The 23189-nt window shown below is 63.0% G+C and carries 21 protein-coding genes; 11 read left to right on the forward strand and 10 right to left on the reverse strand.

What is annotated here, in order from left to right; translation table 11 throughout:
- Positions 1–68: 68 nt before the first annotated feature.
- From AArcSl_RS13285 to AArcSl_RS13295, 3 genes are all read right to left on the reverse strand, one after another.
- Positions 69–1043, reverse strand: a complete 975-nt coding sequence (locus AArcSl_RS13285; RefSeq protein WP_119820194.1) for a transcription initiation factor IIB — start codon at positions 1041–1043, stop codon at positions 69–71.
- Between the two features lie 248 nt (positions 1044–1291).
- Complete coding sequence (locus AArcSl_RS13290; protein WP_119820197.1) at positions 1292–1732, reverse strand: VOC family protein; 441 nt, start codon at positions 1730–1732, stop codon at positions 1292–1294.
- 52 nt (positions 1733–1784) lie between these two features.
- Positions 1785–2006, reverse strand: a complete 222-nt coding sequence (locus AArcSl_RS13295; RefSeq protein ID WP_119820200.1) for a hypothetical protein — start codon at positions 2004–2006, stop codon at positions 1785–1787.
- 116 nt (positions 2007–2122) lie between these two features.
- Between AArcSl_RS13295 and malA the strand changes: the two genes are divergently transcribed.
- Positions 2123–4171: an alpha-amylase MalA gene (malA, locus tag AArcSl_RS13300; RefSeq protein WP_119820203.1), complete on the forward strand. Its 2049-nt coding sequence runs from the start codon at positions 2123–2125 to the stop codon at positions 4169–4171.
- A gap of 13 nt (positions 4172–4184) precedes the next feature.
- On the opposite strand, the gene AArcSl_RS13305 is transcribed toward malA, so the two are convergent.
- Together AArcSl_RS13305 and AArcSl_RS13310 are read right to left on the reverse strand one after the other, a co-directional pair.
- Entirely contained in the window at positions 4185–5861 is a 1677-nt protein-coding gene (locus AArcSl_RS13305) for an alpha-amylase family protein (RefSeq protein WP_119820207.1), read from the reverse strand.
- A gap of 71 nt (positions 5862–5932) precedes the next feature.
- On the reverse strand, positions 5933–6346 hold the full coding sequence (locus tag AArcSl_RS13310; RefSeq protein ID WP_119820210.1) for an Lrp/AsnC family transcriptional regulator: 414 nt from the start codon (positions 6344–6346) through the stop codon (positions 5933–5935).
- A gap of 97 nt (positions 6347–6443) precedes the next feature.
- On the opposite strand from AArcSl_RS13310, the gene carA reads away from it, so the two are divergent.
- The 3 genes from carA to AArcSl_RS13325 all read left to right on the forward strand — a co-directional run bounded on the left by carA (position 6444) and on the right by AArcSl_RS13325 (position 9044).
- Positions 6444–7505 (forward strand): glutamine-hydrolyzing carbamoyl-phosphate synthase small subunit, encoded by a 1062-nt coding sequence (gene carA / locus AArcSl_RS13315; RefSeq protein ID WP_119820213.1) that lies wholly within the window; start codon positions 6444–6446, stop codon positions 7503–7505.
- 174 nt (positions 7506–7679) lie between these two features.
- Entirely contained in the window at positions 7680–8552 is an 873-nt protein-coding gene (gene surE, locus AArcSl_RS13320) for a 5'/3'-nucleotidase SurE (RefSeq protein WP_119820217.1), read from the forward strand.
- A 78-nt stretch (positions 8553–8630) separates the two neighbouring features.
- Entirely contained in the window at positions 8631–9044 is a 414-nt protein-coding gene (locus tag AArcSl_RS13325; protein WP_119820220.1) for a cupredoxin domain-containing protein, read from the forward strand.
- A 15-nt stretch (positions 9045–9059) separates the two neighbouring features.
- Here AArcSl_RS13325 and AArcSl_RS13330 read toward each other — a convergent pair whose 3' ends face one another.
- The 4 genes from AArcSl_RS13330 to AArcSl_RS13345 are packed head-to-tail and all read right to left on the reverse strand — an operon-like array spanning position 9060 to position 11791.
- Entirely contained in the window at positions 9060–9701 is a 642-nt protein-coding gene (locus AArcSl_RS13330) for a 30S ribosomal protein S3ae (protein ID WP_119820224.1), read from the reverse strand.
- Positions 9694–10032, reverse strand: coding sequence for a KEOPS complex subunit Pcc1 (locus AArcSl_RS13335; protein WP_394337305.1), 339 nt, complete (start codon positions 10030–10032; stop codon positions 9694–9696). Before AArcSl_RS13335 ends, AArcSl_RS13330 begins: the two co-directional genes overlap by 8 nt.
- Positions 10029–11282 (reverse strand): exonuclease RecJ, encoded by a 1254-nt coding sequence (locus AArcSl_RS13340; protein ID WP_119820227.1) that lies wholly within the window; start codon positions 11280–11282, stop codon positions 10029–10031. Before AArcSl_RS13340 ends, AArcSl_RS13335 begins: the two co-directional genes overlap by 4 nt.
- Positions 11283–11323: 41 nt before the next feature.
- Positions 11324–11791: a 30S ribosomal protein S15 gene (locus AArcSl_RS13345; protein WP_119820229.1), complete on the reverse strand. Its 468-nt coding sequence runs from the start codon at positions 11789–11791 to the stop codon at positions 11324–11326.
- A gap of 358 nt (positions 11792–12149) precedes the next feature.
- Between AArcSl_RS13345 and AArcSl_RS13350 the strand changes: the two genes are divergently transcribed.
- From AArcSl_RS13350 to AArcSl_RS13360, 3 genes are all read left to right on the forward strand, one after another.
- Complete coding sequence (locus AArcSl_RS13350; protein WP_008418277.1) at positions 12150–12356, forward strand: cold-shock protein; 207 nt, start codon at positions 12150–12152, stop codon at positions 12354–12356.
- A gap of 481 nt (positions 12357–12837) precedes the next feature.
- The gene (locus AArcSl_RS13355; RefSeq protein ID WP_119820232.1) at positions 12838–13881 is read left to right on the forward strand and encodes an AI-2E family transporter; all 1044 of its coding nucleotides are present in this window, start codon (positions 12838–12840) and stop codon (positions 13879–13881) included.
- A 147-nt stretch (positions 13882–14028) separates the two neighbouring features.
- On the forward strand, positions 14029–15708 hold the full coding sequence (locus AArcSl_RS13360) for a hydroxysqualene dehydroxylase (RefSeq protein WP_119820234.1): 1680 nt from the start codon (positions 14029–14031) through the stop codon (positions 15706–15708).
- A gap of 114 nt (positions 15709–15822) precedes the next feature.
- On the opposite strand, the gene AArcSl_RS13365 is transcribed toward AArcSl_RS13360, so the two are convergent.
- Positions 15823–17457, reverse strand: a complete 1635-nt coding sequence (locus AArcSl_RS13365) for a S8 family peptidase (protein WP_119820239.1) — start codon at positions 17455–17457, stop codon at positions 15823–15825.
- Between the two features lie 120 nt (positions 17458–17577).
- Between AArcSl_RS13365 and AArcSl_RS13370 the strand changes: the two genes are divergently transcribed.
- From AArcSl_RS13370 to AArcSl_RS13385, 4 genes are all read left to right on the forward strand, one after another.
- Positions 17578–18621 carry an NAD(P)/FAD-dependent oxidoreductase gene (locus AArcSl_RS13370; protein WP_119820242.1) on the forward strand — a complete coding sequence of 348 codons (1044 nt, stop codon included), beginning with the start codon at positions 17578–17580 and terminating at the stop codon, positions 18619–18621.
- Between the two features lie 138 nt (positions 18622–18759).
- Positions 18760–19293, forward strand: coding sequence for a hypothetical protein (locus AArcSl_RS13375; RefSeq protein ID WP_119820245.1), 534 nt, complete (start codon positions 18760–18762; stop codon positions 19291–19293).
- Positions 19294–19424: 131 nt separating this feature from the next.
- Positions 19425–21638, forward strand: coding sequence for a hybrid sensor histidine kinase/response regulator (locus AArcSl_RS13380; protein WP_161945964.1), 2214 nt, complete (start codon positions 19425–19427; stop codon positions 21636–21638).
- 184 nt (positions 21639–21822) lie between these two features.
- Positions 21823–23061, forward strand: a complete 1239-nt coding sequence (locus AArcSl_RS13385; RefSeq protein WP_119820252.1) for a hypothetical protein — start codon at positions 21823–21825, stop codon at positions 23059–23061.
- The last annotated feature ends 128 nt before the right edge of the window (positions 23062–23189 follow it).

Raw genomic sequence — 23189 nt, forward strand, 5'->3', positions numbered from 1 at the left:
ATATAAAAAACAGCGGTGATATAAAAGGACCGTCGATCAGGCCATCGAGGAATCGGCTCGACGAGCGCTCACGGGAGCTGGACTTCCTCTTCGGCCTCGAGCAGCTCGTGATAGCGGTTCCGGATCGTCACCTCGGAGATGTTCGCGACCTCGCTCACGTCGTTTTGGGTCACCTTCTCGTTTGTGAGAAGCGCCGCGGCGTACACGGCGGCAGCTGCGAGCCCGACGGGCGACTTCCCGGAGTGGACGCCCTGATCTTTTGCGGTCTTGAGCAGCTGTCGCGCGCGGCGTTCGGCCTCCTCCGAGAGGCCCAGATCGCTCGCGAACCGGGGGACGTAGCTTTCGGGATCGGCGGGCTGGATCTCCAGTTTCAGTTCCCGGACGACGTAGCGGTACGTCCGGGCGATCTCGTCTTTCTCGACCCGCGAGACGGCCGCGATTTCGTCGAGGCTGCGAGGGGTACCGGCCTGGCGTGCGGCCGCATACAGCGCGGCGGTGGCGACGCCCTCGATCGAGCGGCCGGGCAGGAGGTCTTCATCGAGCGCACGGCGGTAGATGACCGAGGCGGTCTCGCGGACGTTCTCGGGCAGCCCCAGCGCCGAGGCCATGCGGTCGATCTCGCCGAGCGCCTGCTTGAGGTTGCGCTCCTTCGAGTCGCGAGTGCGGAACCGCTCGTTCCACGTCCGGAGCCGCTGCATCTTCTCCCGCTGGCGACTCGAGAGGGCCTTGCCGTAGGCGTCCTTGTCCTGCCAGCCGATGTTCGTCGACAGCCCCTTGTCGTGCATCATCTTCGTGGTCGGCGCGCCGACGCGGCTCTTCTCGTCTTTCTCCTTCGAGTCGAAGGCGCGCCACTCGGGGCCGCGGTCGATCTCGTCGGTCTCGACGACCAGTCCACAGTCTGCACATACGGTTTCACCGTGTTCGGTGTCCGTCTCGAGCTGGCCGCCACACTCCGGGCAGGTCACCTGTTCGTCGTCTCGTTCCTCCTCGGTCTCGCGACGGCGGACGCGGTCGTCCGTGTCCCGTCGGACGTTCTCACTCATATTTGGATCGGGGTGTTGGAGGTCGAACGGGAGAAGCGGGGCTCCCAGTCGGTTGACTCCTTGGTAATGAATTGTGTCTGAAGGAAAATAAAAGTACGGGTATTTTGAAAATTTGTTACTGGATATAACTACAAGACGGCGTCGGGGTGATTTTCGACCCGGAAACACTCCCGGATGTATCCCGTCTGTACGTCGCCTCCAATGCAGGTAGTATATATGGGTTTCGTGGGATCGGATCCGACAGACCCTCAGTGGATCTTGAGTTCTACGCGGCGTCCGTCGGGGTCCCGGACGTACGCGGCCCACGCCCGGCCGTACGCGCCGTATCGTTTCCGCGGCTCGCCGGATTCCACCTCTATCCCTCGTTCGCGTAGCTCTGCTAGCAATGCTTCGACCTCCGACCGGGAGTCGATCCGGTCGGAGCGCACGAGCAAACAGAGGTGCTCGCCGCCGACGTCGAATCCTGCGTTTCTCTCGTCGCCCTCTACTCCTTCGTCACCTTGGTCGGTCGGAACGAGATGGACGTGTCGGCCGCCAGCAACGACGGCGACGTACGGTACCTCGCCCGCCTCGTACCGGTCCCGGTCGCGGACCGGCATTCCGAGCAGGTCGTGGTAAAACGAAAGCGAGCGTTCCAGATCGGTCACGCGGATCGCGACGTGATCCATGTCGACGACATCGATGTCCATGCAGAACTGGGACGGCGGAATCGGCTTAGTGGTTCCGCCGATCGATTGTCTGTTACTCGGATTTCTTGTCGATGTGGTGGACGGCTTCCGGCGAGAGGAGGCGGTCGGTCGGAAGTTCGACCCAGCCGTTCGCAAGGAGACGAACGTTCCCCTCGTGGAGCACCGAGTCGGGATCCGCATCGCCGTACACCACGACGTTCTCGTACTCGCGATCCAGGAGGTCTCTGAGATCGACATCCGCGAGGTCGATCGCTGATTCGGTTGAGACGACCATGCAACGACTATCGGCGTACGTTTGTGAATACTTTCTGCCCGGCGAGGGAACGGGGTGGCGACCTCCGAACGCGATAGGGAGAACTAAGACGGTTACTACCGATATAGTGAATAACTATGCACCACCCCGGGCCCCCACGGTTTATCGGCGTCGGATCGACGATCAACCTCGCCCCCAGGGATCCCGATCCTTCGGCGGAGTACGAGTGGTCCGTCGGGAGCGCACCGAAGGGAAGCGACGCGAGCGTGGGACGCGATCCGGTCGAACAGTTTACACCCGACGTCCCCGGCACCTACGAGATTCGTCTCGACGCACCGGACGGCGAGCACGCGCTCACAGTGCGGGTGTTCCCGACGTCCCGGAAGCCGCCACTACCTGTCGACGATGGCGATGACGAGACCGAGGGTGACGGTGGCGACGGTGGTGACGGCAGCGCGAGCGGTGTTTTAAGTAGTGGGATAAGTGGTGGGGTGAGTGGCGGGGTGAGTGGTGGAATAAGTGGCGGCGTGAACGGTCTCTCGGGCGGGGAAGCCGGTCGCTCAGCAGGGGAATTCGCCGACGTTTCCGACGACGTGTTCCACGGCGGCGCGGGAGGGCGACCCAGACTTCGGCTCGACGGACGGATCGAGGAGGAGGAAGTCGTGCTTTCGGCGACGCCGAAGCCGGCGCCGGGGGCCGACGTTCCTGCCGGCGGATTCGCGGTCGAGTTCCTCGTCGACGACCGGGACCCGCTGTCGGATTCGGCCCTGACGATCGAGGGCCACGAGGCACGGATCGACCGGGCGGATCTCCCGGGGTACAGTCGGATCCATGCGGTTGCGGTGGATCCCGCAAACGACACCTACAGCGTGTCGGACGCGGTGGCAATAGCACCGACGGAGGACGGGCGGGTAGTCGTGGATCGACTCAACGAGCCGCCGGCGTGGAGTCGGTCGATTACGCTGTACGAGATCTACGTCCGGACGTTCGCCGACGGCGACGAGCCGACGTTCGAGGCGATCACAGACCGGCTCCCGGAACTCGCCGAGTTCGGGGTAGACTGCATCTGGTTGACGCCGGTGCTCCAGAACGACGGGTTCGATCACGGCTACAACATCACCGACTTCTTTTCGATCGCCGACGACCTGGGTACCCGGGAGGAGTTCGAGGCGTTCGTCGACGAGGCTCACGACTACGGGATCTCGGTGCTGTTCGACCTGGTGCTCAACCACTCCGCCCGCGAGCACGAGTTCTTCAGGCGCGCGAAAGCGGGAGATCCGGAGTATCGCGACTGGTACGAGTGGGAAAGCCAGGAGGAAGACGCCCCGGCCACCTACTTCGACTGGCCGTACATCGCGAACTTCAACTTCGACAACCTCCACGTGCGGCGGCACCTGCTCGACGTCGTCGACGAGTGGGCGCCGTCCGTCGACGGGTTCCGGTGTGACATGGCGTGGGCAGTACCCACGAGCTTCTGGCAGGAGATCCGCGACCGGGTGAAGTCCCACGACCGCGAGTTCCTGTTGCTCGACGAGACGATTCCGTACGTTCCCGAGTTCCACGAGCTCTGTTTCGACGTCCATTTCGACACCACGCTGTATCACAACCTGCGGCAGATCGGCCACGGCGAGATGCCCGCCCGGGCGGTGGTGGACGCGATCCGACAACGCGCCGAGACCGGCTTTCCGGACCACGCTGGATTCCTCCAGTACATGGAGAACCACGACGAGACTCGATTCCTCGAGGAGTGTGGTCGCCCTGAAACGGAGGCGGCCGCGGGTGCGATCTTCACGCTCCCCGGGATTCCGCTCCTGTATGCCGGCCAGGAGATCGGCGAGCGAACCCGCCGCGAGACGATTTCCTGGGCGGACACGGACGAGGAGCTCCGGAGCCACTACCGGGCGCTGAACGACCTCAGGCGGGAGCGCCCCGCGCTCGGTCCCGGCGGCGCGTTCGAGCCCGTCGAGATCGATGCCGTCCACGACGGCGTGGTGGCGTACGCTCGCGAAGCTGACGGCGAGCGGCTCGTCGTGGTGTTGAATTTCGCACCGATGCCCGAACACGTCAGTCTTCCCGGCGAGAGGGTCGAATCGATAGATCTCGTGTCGGGCTCCGACGTCGATACGCCATCGGGGGACCTCCGTGTCGAGAGCGTCGCCGTTGTTTCCGCCGAGAACCAGCGTTGACTGCCCTCTCGAATCACCGATTCAGCGACAGCACCTCGCCTGGTTTGGGGGTTCGCTTGCCCCACTTGTCGGCGCGAATCCAGACGTAGTCGCAGCCGCCGAGGTCGACGGTCAATTCGCCCCCGTCGACGCGATAGTCGCCCTCCCCGACGATCGCCGTTGAAACGTCCTCTGGGGGTTCGAACGCGCAGGTGACTTCCCTCGGTTCGTCCGCGAGGTTGTGTGCACATACGAGCAGGTTGTCTCCGTGATCGAAACGGTGGATCCAGACGTCGTCGCGGTCGACGTCGACGACCGAGTAGATCCCGTCGACGATCTCCGGACACTGGCTCCGGGCGTCGACGAGTTGTCTGACCTGCGAAAGCAACGATCCGGGATCGTCCAGTTGGTCGGCGACGTTGACTCGCTCGTAGCTGTACTCGCCGTCGTCGATGACGGGGTTGTGCACGTTCCCGGGATCGGACGTCGAGAAGCCGGCGTACTCCGAGTCGTCCCACTGCATCGGCGTTCGGACCGCCTCCCGCTCGTGTAGTGAGGGATCCGACCCCATTCCGATCTCGTCGCCTGCGAGCAACACCGGGACGTCGGGCAGCGACAGCAACATGCTGTGAGCCATCGCCACGCGGTCAAGATCGTTGTCGTAGATCTCGGCGAGCCGGAGGCGATGGCCGCGTTCGAAGATCCACGAGTCGCCCGCGTCGTCGCCGAACGCCTCGCGGGCGTGGTGGAACGCCTCCTCGGGGAGCTTCAACAGGTTCCACTCGTCGTGATTGCGCAGGAAGTTCGCCCACTTGCCGACCCCCTCGACGTCGGGGACGATCTCGTGGGCACGGTAGAGCGGCCAGGTGTCTTCGATCCCGATGGCGTAGGTGAGGTGGGCGTTCATCACGAAGTTGAACTGCAGGTCGAACGCCTCTCCGTCCCCGAAGTAGTAGGGAAGCTTCTCGGGTTGATCGTCCGCCTCCGCGAGCAGGATCGCTTCGGACTTCTCCTCGCTGACGACCCGTTTCAGTTCCGTGAACAGTTCGATCGGTTCCTCGAGCGTCCCGCCATCGTGTCCCTTGGGCATCAACATCGGGTGGGCGGCGTCGATCCGGAACCCGTCGGCGCCCTGGCGGAGCCAGAACCGGAGGACGTCGTGAAATTCCTCCCGGACCTCGGGATTTCGGACGTTCAGGTCGGGCTGGTGGTGGAAGAACTGATGGAAGTAGTGTTCGCCGGCGACATCGTCGTACGACCAGACGCCGTCCTCGTGTTCGGGGAAGATGTTGAACGTGTTGTAGGCGTTCTCGACGTCGTCGGTCCACAGGTAGTAGTCACGGTATTCCGACTCGGGATCCCGACGGGCCTGCTGGAACCACTCGTGGTCGATCGAGGTGTGGTTGAAGACGAGATCGGTGAGCACACGGATGCCCCGGTCGTGTGCCCGATCGGTGAACTCGCTGAAGTCCTCGACCGTCCCCAGACGGTCGTCGACGGCGTAGTAGTCGGCGACGTCGTAGCCGTTGTCCCGGAGCGGACTGGGGTAGAACGGCCGGATCCACAGGCAGTCGACCCCGAGATCGTCGATGTACTCGAGCTTCTCGATGAGTCCCCGGAAATCCCCCCAGCCGTCGCCGTCGCTGTCGTAGAACGTCTTCACATCGAGCGTGTAGATAGTTGCGTCGTCGAGCCAGGCGGTGTCGGTCATTCGTTCGAGAAAACGTCGTCGTGGAGAAAGCGCTTACGGAGACTGAAGGCGAAACCCCCCCGGGGAGAATGTCAACCGAGGCGCTCGTCGAGAATCAGTCGCGTTTTGGTGCTTTTCACCTCGTCCATCTCCCGCGCCTGGGAGATCAGTTCGTTCACTGCGCGAGTATCGACCGCGTCGACGATCAACACGACGTCCTCCTCGCCGGACACCTGCCAGACGTAGTCGACCTCCGGCCAGTCGGCCATCCGCTCTGACACGCCGGCGGTGTCGACGTCCATCGCCACCGAGATTTCGACCATCGCCTTCACGTTCCCCGTCCGGGTTGTGACCGTGAACCGTTCGATGATACCCTCCTCTGTCATGCGTTCGACCCGGTTGCGAACGGTTCCTTCGGAGGTACCGACCGACTCTGCGATCTCCGTGTACGGCGTTCGAGCGTCACGCCGGAGGATGTTCAGGATGCGACGATCGAGGTCGTCCATACACGAGAGTGTGTCTCCAGCACCTTACCGATTACGAATTTCGTAACTTCGCTTCGAACGACGCACTTATTACCCGGGAGTTCATTCGTTTCTCGTAATGTCGGGCGCCTACCTCGCGCTGGCCGACGGACGCGTGTTCGAAGCACGTTCCCGTTCGCCGGGGCGTACCCGTGGCGAACTGGTGTTTACGACTGCCTATACGGGGTACGAAGAGTCGCTTACGGACCCCTCGTACGAAGAGCAGATCCTCACGTTCTCGTACCCCCTGATCGGTAACTACGGCGTCCGAGCGGAGCGGTTCGAGTCCGACCGCGTCCATCCCCGTGCCGCGATCGCCCGCGAATTCACCGACGAGGTGGCCGCGTGGCTCGCCGATGAGGGCGTCCCGGCGATCGATCACCTCGATACACGCGAACTGGTGACGACCGTCCGGGAGGAGGGGGCGATGCGGTGCGGGATCGCCGCCGGTCCGGACGCGACGCCGGAGGACGCACGCGAGGAGCTCGCGAACGCAAAGGACATGAGCGAGCACGTGGACATCGGCTCGCAAGTGAGCGTCTCCTCGAAGACGACGTACCACGGCGGCGGCGAGTACGACGTTGCGCTCGTCGACTGCGGCGTCAAGGGCTCTATCGTCGACTCGCTTACCGCCCGTGGGGCGGACGTCCACGTCTTCCCGTACGACGCAGACGGGTCCGACGTTGCGGCCGTCGATCCGGATCTCCTGTTCGTCTCGAACGGGCCGGGCGACCCGGCGAACTTCCAGCAGGCCCAGTCGCTCGTTGAATCGTTCGTCGGCGACGTACCGATCGCGGGGATCTGTCTGGGACAGCAGATCGTCGCCCGGGCGTTCGGCGGCACCACCGAGAAGATGCGGTTCGGTCACCGCGGGGTCAACCAGCCGGTCCGTGACCTCCGCACCGATCAGGTCGTGATGACGACCCAGAACCACGGCTACACCGTCGACGAAGTCGGCGATCTCGAGGTGACACAGGTGAACGTCAACGACGGTACCGTCGAAGGACTGGAGTGTACGGAGTCGAACGTCATCACCCGCCAGTACCACCCGGAGGCCAATCCGGGACCGCACGACTCGCTCGGCTTCTTCGACGACGTACTCGAACTGGGGGAGTGTCGAATCCCCGTTGCGGCGGATTGAACGTCAAGTGACTCTTCGACAGGCACGGTTCTCGGCAGGCACGGTTCTCGACAGGCACAGTTCTCGACAGGCACGGTTCTCGGTAGCACCGCTTTTGGTAGCGACGTCTCTCGAACCGAGTTCCCGTCCAGCCGTTCTCGGAGCATCTATCAGCGTTCGGTGACAGCAACGTGTATGACCGAGCTCCTGCTCACGAACGACGACGGGATCGACGCCCCCGGGATTCGGGCGGTGTACGACGCCCTCTCGACGGAGTACGACGTGACGGTTGTCGCGCCGGCCACGAACCAGAGCGGCGCCGGCGGCGCTCGAACCTGGTGGGAGAGCACGCTCGAGTACGACGAGCACGAACTCGGATACGCCGTCCGAGGAACTCCCGCCGACTGCGTGGCGTTCGCGTTCGCTGGCCTCGATCTCGAGCCGTCCCTGGTCGTGTCCGGCTGCAACGACGGGCCGAACATCGGCGCACACATCCTCGGCCGGTCCGGGACGGTCGGCGCGGCCCACGAGGCGGCGCTGCTTTCGGTCCCCGGGATCGCGGTGTCGCTGTACGATCTCTCCGATCTACCCCCGACAAACGCCGTGCCGTCGGTCGACGACTTCGCGGTCGCTGCCGACGTCACCCATCGGCTCGTCGACCGGTGGCTCACGGACGGTCCGATCGAGGGTGCCGACTACCTGAACGTGAACGTGCCCGCCCCCGCCTCGGCGCGGAACCTCGGCAGTACCATCGGTGGAACGGATAGATCGGAATCGAACTGGCCGCCGATGCGGTTCACCCGTCCGGCGACGGGCTACGACGTGACGACCGTCGACCCGACCGATCCGGAGGTGACTGCACGGGGCGAGGCGGGGATCGAACTCCGCGACCGGTTCTGGCGGTCGTTTTTGAACCTCGACGTCCCGGATCCGGTGGGTACCGACCGCCGGGCAGCTGTCGACGGCGAAATCTCCATCTCGCCGCTGTCGGTGGGGCGCCCAGTCTCGACGGACATCGTCGGCGAGACGTTCGCGCTGGAGCGGGACGGTTCCGCCGCGAGCGATTAGCCGACGGTCATTCGACGACCGGGACGGTCCGCTGGCGGGACCGCGAATCCTTTATCGATGGCGCCCCCAGGGACGCACATGAAGCGGCGCCGGTTTCTCGCGGCCGCGGCGGTGCCGACGGCCGCGGGGCTCGCGGGCTGTTCGGGCGTGCTGGGGAACGAAGAGTACGACGTCGGGATGACCGCAACCGAGTTCGTCCCGGAGGAGCTGACCGTCGAGGTGGGGACGACCGTGGTGTGGAAAAACACGAGCGCCCGGGCTCACACCGTCACGGCCTACGAGAACCTCATCCCCGAGAGGGCGGAGTACTTCGCCAGCGGTGGCTACGACGACGAGATGACTGCTCGGCAGGAGTGGTGGGACGACTACGGCGGGATCATGGAGTCGGGCGACACCTTCTCGTACACCTTCGAGGTGCCGGGGGAATACGGCTACGTCTGTGTCCCCCACGAAACCGGGGGTATGACGGGCCGCGTTTACGTCGAAGACTGATACTGAGTCGGACAGTTACTCGTCGACTGCGACGTCTTCGGCGTCGACATCGACGGAAGCTTCCTCCTCTGCGGCGACTTCCTCGGGACGCGCCTCGAGGGTGAGCTTCTGGATCTCGACCCGGCGAAGCGGATAGATCTCCTTTGCGTCGCCGTAGATCGCCGAGGAGAGCCGCCCCTCGACGACGCTGTCGACGTACTGTGCGAAGGTGCGGTCTCCGGCGGCCGACTCGACCTGATCGATCATGATCCGGCGGATCGCCTCCTCCTGGGAGCGATCCGCGCGCTTGGTCGTGAACGCGACCGGCTGGACCTGTAGCCGGTAGTCGTCGGTCGTGAGCACCGTGATCGACGCGTCGATCTTCGAGGCGCCACGACGGACGAGCGACCGCAGGTAGTCCCGCGTGAGTTCGTGTTTGACGAACTCCGTGTACGCCGAGTCGGAGCCGACGTCCGTGATCTTGAACGTCAGCTTCGTGTTGTTCGCGCCGGCGTCGTCGGTGATGTCGCCGAGCGTCGTCTCGATGGTTCGTCCGATGATCATGTCCGATTCCTCCGCGATGGTTTCGCCGATCTCCGCCCGGTCGAACTGCTCGGGCGCGATCACGGTGTACCACCGCTTGCCTCGTTTCTGCTTGCTTACTGATCGTTCACTCATGATGTGTGTCGTTTGCGTCTGTTTCGTGTCGTATTCGGTCGGTCGATGCGATTCCTGAAACCTGCTCTGCGACGATCACGTTGACCACGTAGTCGTCCACCGTCGACTGGAGCCCGCCTGTCGTCTCCCGCCGGATGCGTGTCCGGACCACGCCGTCGGATTCGACCCCTTTGGTGTCGACGTCGGCGGTGTTGTCCGGCGCGATCGCGGCCGCGACCACCGCCGGATCGTCGTGTGCTGTCTCGATCCGCGCGAACCGGCCGTGGTCCCCGCGGTCCCAGTCGGTGTCGGAATCGACGTCGGTGTCGGTGTCGGCGGTGTTTCGGGTCATAATCGCCCTCTGACGGCGGCCGCGAACTCGGTCGGATCGCCGTCGAACCTTGCGGTCGCGCTCGCGGTCGTTCCCGAACCGGTACCGTCGAACTCGGCGGCCGCCTCCGAGAATGCCTCCTCGAGCGCCGTCCCGGATGTCCCGGGATCTCGGGTCGCCCCGGCAGCCGCCCCGCCGGAGCCGTCCGTACCCTGCTGGATCACGACCACAACCGGCTCCGGCGACCGATAGTCGCAAAGCAGCCGGGCGATCGTCGACAACACTTCGGGATCGGCGTCGACGCGGGCGAGCAGCGAGCCGTCGTATCGCCCGGTGGTCGCCGAATCGATCGCCCGGTGTGTCCGTCGGGCGTGGTCGCGCCACGTCTCGAGGGCGCTCTCGCGGAGTTCGACTGAGTGGTTCGGCCCCTCCGGGCCCTGTCGGTCGAGGGCGAGCGCGATCGCGGTCCCCGGCCGTTCGCTGGCCAGTACGTCGAGTACCTCGGCGTAGCCCGAAAGCGTCGCGAACGGCCCGTCGGTCGCGTACGGCCGCAACACGGCCTCGATGGCGGTCGCAGCCTCCGGGATCGCCCCGTCGGCGGTCGCGACCTCGATCGCGAGCAAGGAGGCGACCCGTTCCTTTCGGTCGGTCGCCAGCGTCGTCGCGTCGGCGTCCGCCGCGAGGCCCCACCGATCGAGGGCGTCTCCGGCCAGATCGGTGTCTCCCGAGAACGGGGCGAGAAACCGCACGGAGTGTGCGAGCCCGTCGGCGAGTTCCCGGACTGGAAGACCGACGCCGGGTCGCCGTTCGAGGCGGTCGCGTTCCTCCGCGCGATCGAGGATCGCCGCGGTGCCGACGTCGCCGGGAACGGTCCCCGCGGCGACCGCGCCCGCGAGTGCGAGCACCGGATCGGGGTCACCCCCGAGTTCCAGCGCCGTCCGGTATGCGGCTGCGCTGGCGGGTTTGCCGTCGGCTGTCGTCGCTATTCCGGCGAGAGAGGCGTCCGCGATCGTCGACTGGCATCCCACCACGAGCGTCCGATCGTCCGGGCCGTCGTTCGGAAGTCCCGCCGAAAGCAGGCCGTCCGGGTCGTCGATCGACCTGACCTGGAACGGGATCCCGGTCGCCCGCGCGGCGTCCGCGAGGAGGCCCGCGGCGGCGATCGCGTCGCCGGAACGGACGGGAAGCAGCGTCAGGAACGACGCCTCCCGGACGGTAGCGGCGACGCTTTTCGCGTCGGCGGACGGATCGACGGCGTCGGTTTCGGACATCGGGTGTGGGGGTACGGTAGTGGGGGGTGCGGTCGTGTGTGCTACTCTTCGAGCATCTCGACAGCGTTCTCGTGTTTGTACTTGAAGTCGTCGTCGAGCTTGTCGCCGCGGTAGTAGTTGGCCAGGCGACGGATCTTCGCCTCGGTGTTCTGGAGCGCCCGTTTGTTGCTGTGGTCCTGCGGGTTCTCCTGCATGTGCTTTCGAAGGCGGACGGCGCGTTCCATCAGGTTCCGGAGGTCCTCGGGGAACTCCGGATCGGCGTCGTTCTCCTCGAGGATCTCGGTGAGCTTCTTCCCGGTCGCGAGCTTCACGTCGGGGACCGGGACGCCTTTGACACCCTCGTCGCGCAGTTTCATGCCGATCTGACTGGGGTCGTACCCCTGGTCTGCGAGTTCGAGGACGCGCTCTTCGATGGCGTCTGGTTCGACGTCGCTCCACTCCGGTGGGTCGTCTGCGACGGGCCTGTCCGAACCGGACGAGCCGCGTCGGCGTGTGTGCATTCGTGCCATTGTCTGATTGGAACGCCGGCCGCAGAAGGCGAAACACCGACGTCTCCACGACGGGCTGGTGCGCCCGCCGGGAGCTGTCGGTGCACTTCCGCAATCCCAAGCCCGTACGGGCGAGTCAGATTTGCGGCCGTGCTGTTCCCGGCTGTGAGAAGGACGTGGAGGGTTTAATGGGTTTCCATCCGCGGCGAGGGGACAGTGGGTGAGTTGGAGAGAATCACTGCAACACGGTGACCTCGTTTATTTCGATCTCGAGGCACTGAATCGAACGTGAAATAGGGCCTGCGAATGTACTGTGGGGAGTCGTGGTACCGCGACCCTCGGAAGGGTTATCCCTCGTCCGGCCCTCTGTTTGTTTGTAATGGCAAACGGTAAGGTTGATTTCTTCAACGACACTGGCGGCTACGGTTTCATCTCGACTGACGACGGCGACCTCGACGACGACGAAGACGTTTTCTTCCACATGGAGGATGTCGGCGGCGAAGACCTCACGGAAGGTACTGAGGTCGAGTTCGACATCGAGTCCTCGCCCAAGGGGCCTCGTGCGGCGAACGTCGTCCGACAGTAACTGAGACCGAGACACAACTGTCGTTCAAAGCGACAGACAACAATTTCGATTTTTCAGAAGGTTGCACGCCCGAGCTGCCGCTATCTGCCCACTCGAACAGATTCCACGTTCGCAGATACCGCCGAACCACGTGCTACAATCGCGCCGTCCATCTTTCACGACCTGATTCTGTCCATCAAATAATTATCAGAAACCTGATATAAGATGGAGAGCGCGAGTTCACCACCCCGGATCAAGTCACGTTGCCGGCTTCAAACGTGTTCGAGTACATGTCAAGCGATATTTCTCTGTATATGGGATCATGCCGCTGTATATCGGACCCTTCTCGTAGCTCCCCTCGAAATTGACCATATCCACGGGATGCTGAAAGTAGTCTACGAGGTCGTCCCATACCCGACGCGACCGAGTCAGTCGTTACGGTTACCCCTGAGTCATTTTTATATATGTATGAGGGCTTTTCTTACTCGGACAAGTTACTACGATGGATACAGACGATCGTGACCCTTCCTGGTTCACGGAAGAACAAGCGATCGTAGTGTTCACCCTCGGAATTATCATTCTCGCTGTCCTCGTCATCATGCCGTATCTACAATATATCCTGTTCGGTGTTATTTTCGCGTATCTCCTTTCACCAATCCACCGACGGCTGGTGAATCACATTCGGCGTGATCTTTCTGCACTCGTGTTGACTATCATGACTGTAATCGGCGTCGCAATACCACTCGTATATCTCATTGGCCGGTTGGCACAAGAAGCGTTCGCGGTAGTACAAGCAATTCAGAACGCCGAGCTGGGAGTCACCGAAATCGAAGTGAGACTGCTGGAAATGGGCATCGAACTCGATATCCATGCCGTCGTTCGGGCCAATCGTGAGATGATCGAAAGTGCGGCCGAGATGCTTGCCGTACAAATCAGTCAAGCCATTCAGAACCTTCCCAATATCTTCATCGGCCTAACCATCACCGTGTTCGTTCTGTTCGTGATGCTTCGTGATGGCGATCGACTCGTGACCTGGGTTCGGGCAACCGTACCGATACGCAATGAGATCCAGAGCGAATTACATCAAAAAGTAAACCGACTCATGTGGGCATCGATCATCGGGAACGGTGGAGCTGGCCTCATCCAGACATTCGCGCTTGGCGTCGCCTTCTGGTTCCTTGGTTTTAACAACCTGGTGTTACTCATGGTGTTAACGTTCGTTCTCGCTTTGTTGCCGCTCGTCGGCGCGTTTGCGGTCTGGCTCCCCCTCGTGGGCTATCTTTTCGTGGTCGGTAGACCGACTGCGGCGGCGATGTTGTTCGTGTTTGGTAGTCTCGTTAGCGTGTCTGATTTTTATACACGGCCGATCATCATTGGGCATAGCGGTGCATTGAATTCAGCGGTCATCGTCGTGGGAGTGTTCGGCGGACTGGTGATATTTGGCCCGATCGGATTGCTCATCGGTCCGGTCATTCTCGGTGGGTCTAAGATAGCCATCGAGACTCTTGTCCGTGCCCGTGACGAGGATCTCACCGCCGCCGGGTAGACCACTCCGGCCCCGGAGGTCGGCAGTTCCGGATCTGACACTGATCTCCCTGACTCAATCGACCGGCGCCATCGGTAGTCGAAACACGGAGCCGACCACGACAGGTCAGGTACACCCCTTATACTGATCTGACCCTTTAACTGGGTAATGACAGATGTTCTCGTAATCGGCGGCGGGATCGGCGGTCTCTCTGCGGCCCACGAACTCGCAGAACGAGGGATCGACGTGACCGTGTACGAGGCGAACGATCGATTCGGGGGAAAGGCGCGCTCGATGCCGATCGACGACGGGCCCGCTCCGCTGCACGGCGAGCATGGCTTCCGGTTCTTCCCGGCGTTCTATCGGCACGTCGTCGACACGATGGATCGGATTCCGCTCCGGGCTGGGGATGAATTCGCCGACACTGAAGACGGGCCGACAGTCGCCGACAACCTCGTGGGGACAGAGGAGACGCTGGTCGCGAGCACGACGAGCCCCGGAAACGTCGCAACAGTCGCGACTCCCGAATCGGTCTCCGAATGGATCGAGACGCTGCGGCCGGCGTTCGTCGACGAACTCCCCCGCGAGGACGTCCGGTACTTGATCGAGCGGTTGCTGTACCTGCTCACGTCCTGTGACGAGCGCCGGGAGCACGAACTCGACGACGTATCGTGGTGGGAGTTCATCGACGCCGACAACCGATCGGAAGAGTTCCGGGACCGACTCGCGTACGCGACCCAGTCGCTCGTGGCGTTGCGACCACAACTCGGCAGCGCCCGGACGATCGGGATGATCTACCTCCAGCTGCTCTTTGGCCAGTTCGATCCCACGCGCCCGACCGAGCAGATCCTCAACGGCCCGACCAACGAGGCCTGGATCGACCCATGGGTCGAGTACCTCCAGTCGCTCGGCGTGACACTGCACACCGAAAGCCCGATCGATCGTCTGGAGTTCGACGGCCGGCGGATCACCGGCGCGGTGGTGGCCGAAGGGGCAGCCGCACCGGTGGCCGGAGAGACGGTCACTGCAGACGAGTACGTCCTCGGGGTGCCAGTCGAGGTGGCCCCCGATTTCGTCACTCCAGAGATGGCCACCGTCGCGCCGGAGCTGGGCCGGATCGCCAACCTCGATACCGCGTGGATGAACGGCATCCAGTTTTACCTCACGGAGGACGTCGACCTCGTGCGTGGCCACCAGGTGTACGCGGATGCGCCGTGGGCGCTGACGTCGATCTCCCAGCGCCAGTTCTGGACCGACTACGACGTCGACGCCCGCGGACCCGAAGAGGTCGAGGGCATCCTCTCGGTGATCGCCTCCGACTGGGACACCCCTGGACCTCTGTACGGCAAGCCGGCCCGGGAGTGTACGCGCGAGGAGATCGCCGAGGAGATCTGGGCGCAGGTACAATCGCATCTGAACGTCGCGGGCGACACCCTCACCGACGACATGCTGGTCGACTGGTTCCTGGATCCCGCGATCGTCGAGACCGACGACGGTGTCGAGAACCGATCGCCGTTGCTTATAAACACGGTTGGCTCGCTGCGGAATCGTCCGACTGCGGACGTGAACATCGCGAACCTCACCATCGCCGCAGATTACGTCCGGACGAACTCGGATCTGGCGTCGATGGAGTCCGCCAACGAGGCGGGCAGGCGGGCCGCGAACGCGATTCTCGAGCGGTCGGGGTACCGGGGCCGAATGGCCCGGATCTGGGACCTGGCGGAGCCGGCGGTGTTCGAGCCGTTCAAGCGACAGGACGCGATTCGGTATCGGCTCGGGCTGCCGCATCCGGCCGAGGTCACCCAGTCGGTTCGGGGGTTGACGACGCGGTTGCGCGGACGGGTGTGAAACTGACGAGTGAGCGCTCAGGTACTCGAGAGAGCCGCTTCTGCCGATTCAAGGGTTAAAAATTAATCACGAACCGATACGGCTGTCACAAAAAGTCGCTACGTCGACTCCGTGTTACGGGGGTCCACCGCCGGCGCTTTCTGGTCCGCCCTTACCATTACCGCCATCATCTTCGCCATCGAGCAATTCGACGGTGTTCAGTGCGTTGATGCGTCCGGCTCCGAGGTCGGAGTCACTCCGTCCGTCCCCTCCCTCCGCGCCCTTTTTGATGGCGCTTTCGACCTGCGAGGGGTTCGCGTCCGGCGCGAGTTCGCGCACGAGCGCGACGAGGCCGGCAGTGTTCGGCGCGGACATCGACGTGCCAGCCTTCCAGCCATAGGGGGCGCCCTCGTTGAGAGGTGACGTCGTGGAGAAGACGAGGTTGAACGGGTAGGGCCAGGCAGGACTTTCGAACTCGATTACTTCCGCTACCTCGTCCGGATCGAAGACGATGTTTCCGTCCTCGTCGAGCCAGAGTTCGCCTTCGTCGCCCTCTTCGAGCGGGTGTTCGCTCCGACGGAGCGGTGCGCCGGCGAATACCCACTCCCGGATACCGTAGAGTGTCTTCAGTAGCGTCTCGTACCCGCCGCCGCCGGCGCCGACATCGATTTCGTTCGTCCCGAAATTGGAAAAGAACGCCCGCCCGTCGTTCGGGGCGAGCGCGCTGATGCTCATCGCGCCCTTCGTGCTGTTTGGAAGCGAGAACAATCCGCTGCGCTGCAGGTCCGTGTCGGCGTTACCGGCGCTTGCGACGACGACGGTGCCCCGGTTGACAGCCGATCGGACTGTCGTTTCGTATGCTAAACGGATCGTTCGAAGGACCTCGTCCTGATGAACTCGGGGTGGGAATGGCGGCGTACCGAGGCTGAGGTTTACCGCGTCAAGGGCCTGTTCGGCACCGAAGTCGATCGCTGCCAGTACGTCACCAGTAGTCGTGGTCAGCCCCCAGTCAGGATCTTCGTCTTCGTCGCTAAAGTCTTCCCACCAGAATACCCGCTGTGAGACCAGACCAGCATCCGGAGCAATGCCCTGGACCCCGGATCCGAATCCTGCGAATCCTTCTTCAGGATCAGCGGCCGCGATTCCGGCGACGTGCGTCCCGTGGCCATGGACGTCTGAAGCGACGTGTTGATCGACTCGCTGGATATCGTTCTCCGGATCATTTACCACGATGTCTTCACCGTCTCCCGACAGGGTATCCCCTTCACGGAATAACTGACCCGCATCTTCATCGAGATTCGGAGTCAGGTCCGGATGCACGTAGTCGACACCGGTGTCGATAATACCGATCTGGGTCCCTTCACCGGTAGCAATGTCGTTCGCGGCCACCGCTTCACTGTTCTGTTTGTCCCATAAGTTCTCGTACCAGTCCGACTCAACACCGCCGTTCTCACCATTAGCTTCGACTAATTCCGTCTCGGCCGGCTCTTCCAACTCTAACCGAACGTCGCGGGTAGCACTCTGTACGCCGCGAACTCCATCGAGGTCCGCTGTCGCGCTCTCGGGGCCGTGCACCACCAGCACTTCGCCGCCAGCGAGTTCTTGTTTGATGTCAAATCCTTCCCGTTCGATCTGATTCGCCGCCCCACGCCCCTGCGTGACGACGACGTACTGTGCCTGTCCCCCACTTGCGCTCGCGTAGCCTGTGACGGCCAGCGAGGCGCCGACTGCACCGATACTCTTTAAAAGAGTTCTCCTCGTTTGTTTCATGTTACCATGCCTTGGTGAGGCAACGTTCACATAGGACTAAGATAGTATAATATTTGCTAATTCAGGATTGCTATCAGAAACGACCGACACCACTTGGTAGCTCCCGCCCAATTACTATCCGTGACCCGAATCGGAATCGTCGGCGCCGGAAGCGCCGCTGCGGCTGCCACGTTCGTCCTCGACACTGCCCTCAAGGACGCCGAAATCACCGTCCTCGAGAAGTCGGGCGGCGTCTGCGGACGCGCGGCCACACGCCGGCACGGCGACGTTACCTACGACTACGGCGCCAACTACGTCAAATCCGAAGACGAACGCGTCGCCGACCTCCTCACCGACACCCTCGACAGCGAGGGACTCGTCGACATCGTCGAACCCATCTACACCTTCGACGCCGCGGGCGAGATCACGCCGGGGCGGGACCCGGTTGGCCATCGGTGGTCCTATAAAAACGGTCTCACCCAGATCGCCAAGCGCCTCTTCGCCCGGACCGACGCCACCGTTCACCGCCGGACGCGTGTCGAAACCATCGTCCGGCACGATGTCGACGAAACCTGGACGCTCCGGGATGGGGACGACCGCAATTGGGGCCCCTTCGACACGATCCTTTTGAACCCCCCGGCGCCCCAGACTGCCGACCTCCTGGCTGACGCCCGGTGGGACCACCCGGCTCGGGAGGCGCTCGAGGACGCTGTCCGGAAGGTTCCCTACCGGCCAGTGTGGACCGCGATCCTCGGATACGAGTTCGAACTCGACGTCCCGTACTATGCCCTTATCAATACGGACGACGAGCACGAGATCGGCTGGGTCGCACGCGAGGAGTGCAAACCCGGACACGTGCCGACGGGCGAATCCGTCCTCGTCGTTCAGGCCGGGCCAGACTGGTCGCGCGAACGGTACGACGACCCACCTGACGAGAACGTCGCCGCCCTGACGGCGCTCACGGCGGACCTGATCGGGGACGATCGCCTCTGCGATCCGGCCTGGACCGACAACCAGGGGTGGCGCTACGCGCTTCCCGACGAGGGCGTCCGCCGGGGGCCGCTTCGCCGGGCCGAATCCGCGGGGCTGTACTGTGCGGGCGACTGGGTCGCCGGCGAGGCGCGCCTCCACGCAGCACTCGCGTGCGGGTTGGCGGTCGGCGAGCGGATGAGCTACTCCTTATAAACCTGGTCGCCAGCAACCTGGGTTGACGTGGCGTCCGCTTCATCCCGGATTAATTCGGCTTAAACGGACGGTCACTCCGGTGAATTCAGGTTCGCGGTTTCCCCCTCTTAAGGGGTCGAAGCCGCAGCATCCACGTGCATGAAACCGCAACAGATTCTCACAATAGGTATCGCACTGTCGGTGTTGCTCGGCGGTGCAATGGTGCTGGGCGTGGTCGCCGGCGCCGCGACAGGCGATCAGCCGACGAGTGCCTCCGATGTGGAAACGGACGAAGAAACGCCTGACGAACCGCCCGCGAACGAAACCGACGACACCGCCGACAACGAGTCCGACGCGTACGTAGGTGACGTTCCCGACAACTCCACCCAGATGGACCCCGAGGACGCTGACGCCAGCGACGATGTCGTCGACCGCCCCGGCGCTGATGACCGTCCTGACGCCGCCGACGAGCACGCCGGTAACGCAGACGAGAACGCCAGTAACGCCGACGGCGTGGGTCCCGCAGACGGGCTCCCCGAGCAGGCTGCAGATCACGTGAGCGAGATCCACGAGACGATCGATTCGTTCCCCGAGAACGACTTCGATTTCCTCGGTGACGCTTTGAGCGATCTCCTCTCGAACGGGGACGCAGCTGACGACGGGACAGTTGACGACGCGGCTGCTGACAGCTAATGGGACCGATCCATGAGAGACTCCCGTGAGTAGCGCCCAGAGGAGTCGTCGCTCCATCTGCGCAGATACTTGTATGTCGGAGTCATAAGATGCGGCAATCAATCAAATCAATGTCATCATTACCCTCTCGGATGCGAATTCTCCACGTCGACGACGACGTGAACTTCGCTGAGCTGACCGCGACGTTTCTCGAACGCGAAGACGACCGCTTCGCCGTCGAAACTGCGACCAGCGCTAGCGAGGGGCTCGAGGTCATCGCCGACACCGAGGTCGACTGTGTCGTCTCCGACTACGACATGCCCGGCCGAAACGGGATCGAGTTCCTCGAATCGATCCGTGAACGCTCGTCGGAGCTGCCGTTCATTCTGTTCACCGGGAAAGGTAGCGAGGAGGTCGCCAGCGACGCAATCTCGGCGGGGGTCACCGACTACCTCCAGAAGGAGCGCGGGACCGACCAGTACGCCATCCTGGCGAACCGCATCAAAAACGCCGTCGAAGGCCGGCGAGCACGGATTCAACGCGAACGCCAGCTCGACGCCATCGAAACCGCCCAGGAGGGGATCAGCATCCTCGACGCAAACGGGGTGTTCATCTTCGTCAACGAGGCGTACGCCGATCTCTACGGCTACGAACGCGAGGAGATGATCGGCGAACACTGGGAACTGATCTATCGGGACGACGATGTCGAGGCGATCCGCGAGCAGGTGCTTCCGGAAGTCGAACGAACCGGCCACTGGAACGGGATAACGACCGGTCTTCGAGCCGACGGGACCACGTTCGTCGAGGATCACGCCCTGGCGAGGACCGAACAGGGGGAACTCGTCTGTACCGTTCGTGACGTCTCAACGCAGCGCGAGTACGTCCAGACGATCGAGACGCTGCACGACTCCGCCGAGGAGATACTGCGGGCTCAAACCCAGGAATACGTGGCCGAGGTCGTGGTCGAGACGGTGGCAGACGTTCTCGACAGACCGCTCAACGGCGTGTGGATCCACGACGAGCGGACGGACGTCCTCGAACCGGTTGCCTGGACCGATCGGGCCGACGAACTCGTCGGCGACCCCCCGACGCTGGAATCGGGTCACGGTTCCGCGTGGGAGGCGTTCGACACCGGCGAGGTCGTCTCCTCGAACTGTGATCTACTGGATGAAACGTCGGAGGAAGCCGAGACGGAGCTTCGAAGTGCGGTCGTCATTCCGATCGGCACGTACGGCGTACTGACGCTCGGATCGACCGTCGGTGACGGCGTCGACGGCCTCGACGTCTCGCTTTCGGAGCTGGTCTGTCGTTACGCGGAGACAGCCTTCGACCGGATCGAACGAGAACAGGAGCTACAGCGGTACGAGACGATCATTCAGTCGATATCCGATGCGGTCTATACGCTCGACGACGAGGGACGAATCCAGTTCGTCAACGACAGTTACGTGGAGATGAAAGGGATTTCTCGCGAGGAACTCGTCGGGACGAAGATCGACCAGTGGGTCGACGAGGGGGTTCTCGAGCGGACGAAGCCGGAGTTCGAACGAATCAAAAAGGGGGAGCAAGAGACCGCCCAGATCAAGTACGCGTTCAAAAGAGCGACCGGTGAACGGATCCCCGTCGAGTTGCGTTTTGCCCCCCTCCCGACGTTCGGCGGCGACGAAACCGGACGCGTCGGCGTCATCCGCGACGTGACCGAGCGAAAACAGTGGGAACGGGAGCTCGAACGCCAGAACGAACGGCTCGATGCGTTTGCCAGGGTCGTCTCCCACGACCTGAAGAACCCGCTGAGCGTCGCCGACGGCCGGCTCGAACTGGCCCGCGAGGAGTGTGACAGTGATCACCTCGCGGCGGTCGATGGGGCGCTCGACCGGATGGACGAACTGATCGCCGACCTGTTGACGCTGGCCAAAAGCGGCGAGCAGGTCAGTGGGATGGAACCGTGCGATCTGGGAGCACTCGTCGACAGTTGTTGGGATAACGTCGACACGAAGAACGCAACGCTACAAAACGAGGTCGATGCGACGGTTCGTTGTGACCACAGCCGCGTCCAGCAACTCCTGGAGAACCTGATCAAAAACGCCGCGGAACACGGCGGTGAAGACGTGACGATCACAGTCGGTGATCTCCCGGATACGTCCGGGTTCTACGTCGAAGACGACGGTCCAGGAATCCCGAAACCGGAGCGAAAAAAGGTGTTCGAGAGCGGGTATTCGAACGCGAATGGCGGCACCGGATTCGGGCTTGCGATCGTCGACGAAATCGTCGGGGCACACGGCTGGACCGTCCACGTGACGGAAGGGACCGAGGAGGGCACACGCTTCGAGATTGGCGTTTCGGAACGGATGCCACCCTCCCCCGATTGATACGACAGAAGGGGACGCGACTGGCAAGGTCCGGAAGGTTGACCCGATGCCCGACCGGCCGAAACACTGCCGAAGGCACTACTGTGTGTGATGGGACCTTCAATCGGAAATTGATAGCTAAAGGCTGTCTAATCCCGGTTAAAACGCCGGGTTCTATTTAGTGTTCGGCATCGAAGATGATGTCATGACTTCGATCCGGGTATGGGCCGTGGCTGGTATCGCCGTGTTGGCAGTCGTCGGGATCGGGGTGATCGCGGCAGCCGACGGCGGAGCTGCCCAAGACGATGTCGTGGCGTTGACTGTCACCGTCGAGGACCGGGACGGCAACCCCGTCGGCGGTGCAGACCTTACAGCCACCTGGGAGGACGGCGAGACGACCGCGACGACCGCGAGCAATGGACGGGCGTTCGTGGACGTTCAACGCGGGGCGGACGTCGAGATCGAGGTCGAACACGACGAGTACGTCAGAAACACCCCGCTGCTCGTCGAGAACGCCACCGAACGGGACGTCACTGTCGACGTCGCCAGACAGGGTGGAATAGTCGTGACGACAACTCACGACGGCACGCCCGTCGATAACGTCAGCGTCACTGTGCGCAAGGACCGCGTGCGGATCGTCGACGGCGAAACGACGGCCGCCGGCGAGTTCGATTCGGGAGTGATCGAACAGGGCGAGTACACAGTTTCGGTCGTGAAGCAGGGCTACTTCCAGCAGACGCACGAGATCACTGTCGACGGGGACGTGACCCACGAGTTCGAACTCCGGCGCGGATCGGTCCTGCTTTCGATCCAACTCGCCGACGACTACTACGAGGAGCCCCGACCCATCGAAGGAGCACAGATCGACGTCGAAGACATCGGGACCGTAACGACGTTGAGTGACGGCGAGGCCACAGTCCGCGTTCCCGTCAACGCATGGCTTGCCGTCACTGCCGACAGGGAGGGATACAGTCCCACCTCGCAGTCGGTCCGGATACGCGAAGTAAACCGGAACGTCACGATGATGACAAACCGCGAACCAACGCTCACGGTGGAGCCGAGCAACGAGCGGATCGTCTCCGGCGAGCGTCTGACCGTCACTGTCCTCGACGAGTACGAAGATCCTGCCGAGGGTGCGACGATCCGCGTCGACGGTCAAGACGTCGGCGAAACCGTTGACGACGGCACCGCCACGTTCAGGCTTGAGGGACCGAGCCAGCGCGAGATCGTCGCCGTCCGTGACGGAATCGAGTCCGAACCGGTGACGGTCCGGGTTGTCGCCGATGAAACCCCGACGCCGACGCCTACCGCGACTCCGACGCCCACCGAGACGCCGACGCCCGAACCGACCCCCACCGAAGCCGAAGGCGCCGGGTTCGGTGTCGCCATCGGGATCGCTGCTCTCGTCGCCAGCCTGCTCGTGTTGCGTCGGTTCGACGACTGATTCGGAGCAAGCGAGTTCGGTTGCTGGCTTTTGTGTGGTGATTTTTATCGTCGTCGTAGCCGTCGGTTTGCTCGACACACATATCCCACATTAAATGATTATAAAATCCCTCATTTTACAGATAAGGA

It is taken from the genome of Halalkaliarchaeum desulfuricum (assembly GCF_002952775.1).
GTDB lineage: Archaea > Halobacteriota > Halobacteria > Halobacteriales > Haloferacaceae > Halalkaliarchaeum > Halalkaliarchaeum desulfuricum.

What these genes read in the sequence shown, in the direction of transcription:
- AArcSl_RS13285 (WP_119820194.1), bottom strand. Translation starts at nt 1,043, where the DNA reads ATGAGTGAGAACGTCCGACGGGACACGGACGACCGCGTCCGCCGTCGC.
- AArcSl_RS13385 (WP_119820252.1), top strand. Translation starts at nt 21,823, where the DNA reads ATGACTTCGATCCGGGTATGGGCCGTGGCTGGTATCGCCGTGTTGGCA.
- AArcSl_RS13295 (WP_119820200.1), bottom strand. Translation starts at nt 2,006, where the DNA reads ATGGTCGTCTCAACCGAATCAGCGATCGACCTCGCGGATGTCGATCTC.
- AArcSl_RS13375 (WP_119820245.1), top strand. Translation starts at nt 18,760, where the DNA reads ATGAAACCGCAACAGATTCTCACAATAGGTATCGCACTGTCGGTGTTG.
- AArcSl_RS13340 (WP_119820227.1), bottom strand. Translation starts at nt 11,282, where the DNA reads ATGTCCGAAACCGACGCCGTCGATCCGTCCGCCGACGCGAAAAGCGTC.
- AArcSl_RS13365 (WP_119820239.1), bottom strand. Translation starts at nt 17,457, where the DNA reads ATGAAACAAACGAGGAGAACTCTTTTAAAGAGTATCGGTGCAGTCGGC.
- malA (WP_119820203.1), top strand. Translation starts at nt 2,123, where the DNA reads ATGCACCACCCCGGGCCCCCACGGTTTATCGGCGTCGGATCGACGATC.
- AArcSl_RS13310 (WP_119820210.1), bottom strand. Translation starts at nt 6,346, where the DNA reads ATGGACGACCTCGATCGTCGCATCCTGAACATCCTCCGGCGTGACGCT.
- AArcSl_RS13335 (WP_394337305.1), bottom strand. Translation starts at nt 10,032, where the DNA reads ATGACCCGAAACACCGCCGACACCGACACCGACGTCGATTCCGACACC.
- AArcSl_RS13305 (WP_119820207.1), bottom strand. Translation starts at nt 5,861, where the DNA reads ATGACCGACACCGCCTGGCTCGACGACGCAACTATCTACACGCTCGAT.
- AArcSl_RS13345 (WP_119820229.1), bottom strand. Translation starts at nt 11,791, where the DNA reads ATGGCACGAATGCACACACGCCGACGCGGCTCGTCCGGTTCGGACAGG.
- AArcSl_RS13360 (WP_119820234.1), top strand. Translation starts at nt 14,029, where the DNA reads ATGACAGATGTTCTCGTAATCGGCGGCGGGATCGGCGGTCTCTCTGCG.
- surE (WP_119820217.1), top strand. Translation starts at nt 7,680, where the DNA reads ATGACCGAGCTCCTGCTCACGAACGACGACGGGATCGACGCCCCCGGG.
- AArcSl_RS13355 (WP_119820232.1), top strand. Translation starts at nt 12,838, where the DNA reads ATGGATACAGACGATCGTGACCCTTCCTGGTTCACGGAAGAACAAGCG.
- AArcSl_RS13380 (WP_161945964.1), top strand. Translation starts at nt 19,425, where the DNA reads ATGCGAATTCTCCACGTCGACGACGACGTGAACTTCGCTGAGCTGACC.
- carA (WP_119820213.1), top strand. Translation starts at nt 6,444, where the DNA reads ATGTCGGGCGCCTACCTCGCGCTGGCCGACGGACGCGTGTTCGAAGCA.
- AArcSl_RS13350 (WP_008418277.1), top strand. Translation starts at nt 12,150, where the DNA reads ATGGCAAACGGTAAGGTTGATTTCTTCAACGACACTGGCGGCTACGGT.
- AArcSl_RS13330 (WP_119820224.1), bottom strand. Translation starts at nt 9,701, where the DNA reads ATGAGTGAACGATCAGTAAGCAAGCAGAAACGAGGCAAGCGGTGGTAC.
- AArcSl_RS13290 (WP_119820197.1), bottom strand. Translation starts at nt 1,732, where the DNA reads ATGGACATCGATGTCGTCGACATGGATCACGTCGCGATCCGCGTGACC.
- AArcSl_RS13325 (WP_119820220.1), top strand. Translation starts at nt 8,631, where the DNA reads ATGAAGCGGCGCCGGTTTCTCGCGGCCGCGGCGGTGCCGACGGCCGCG.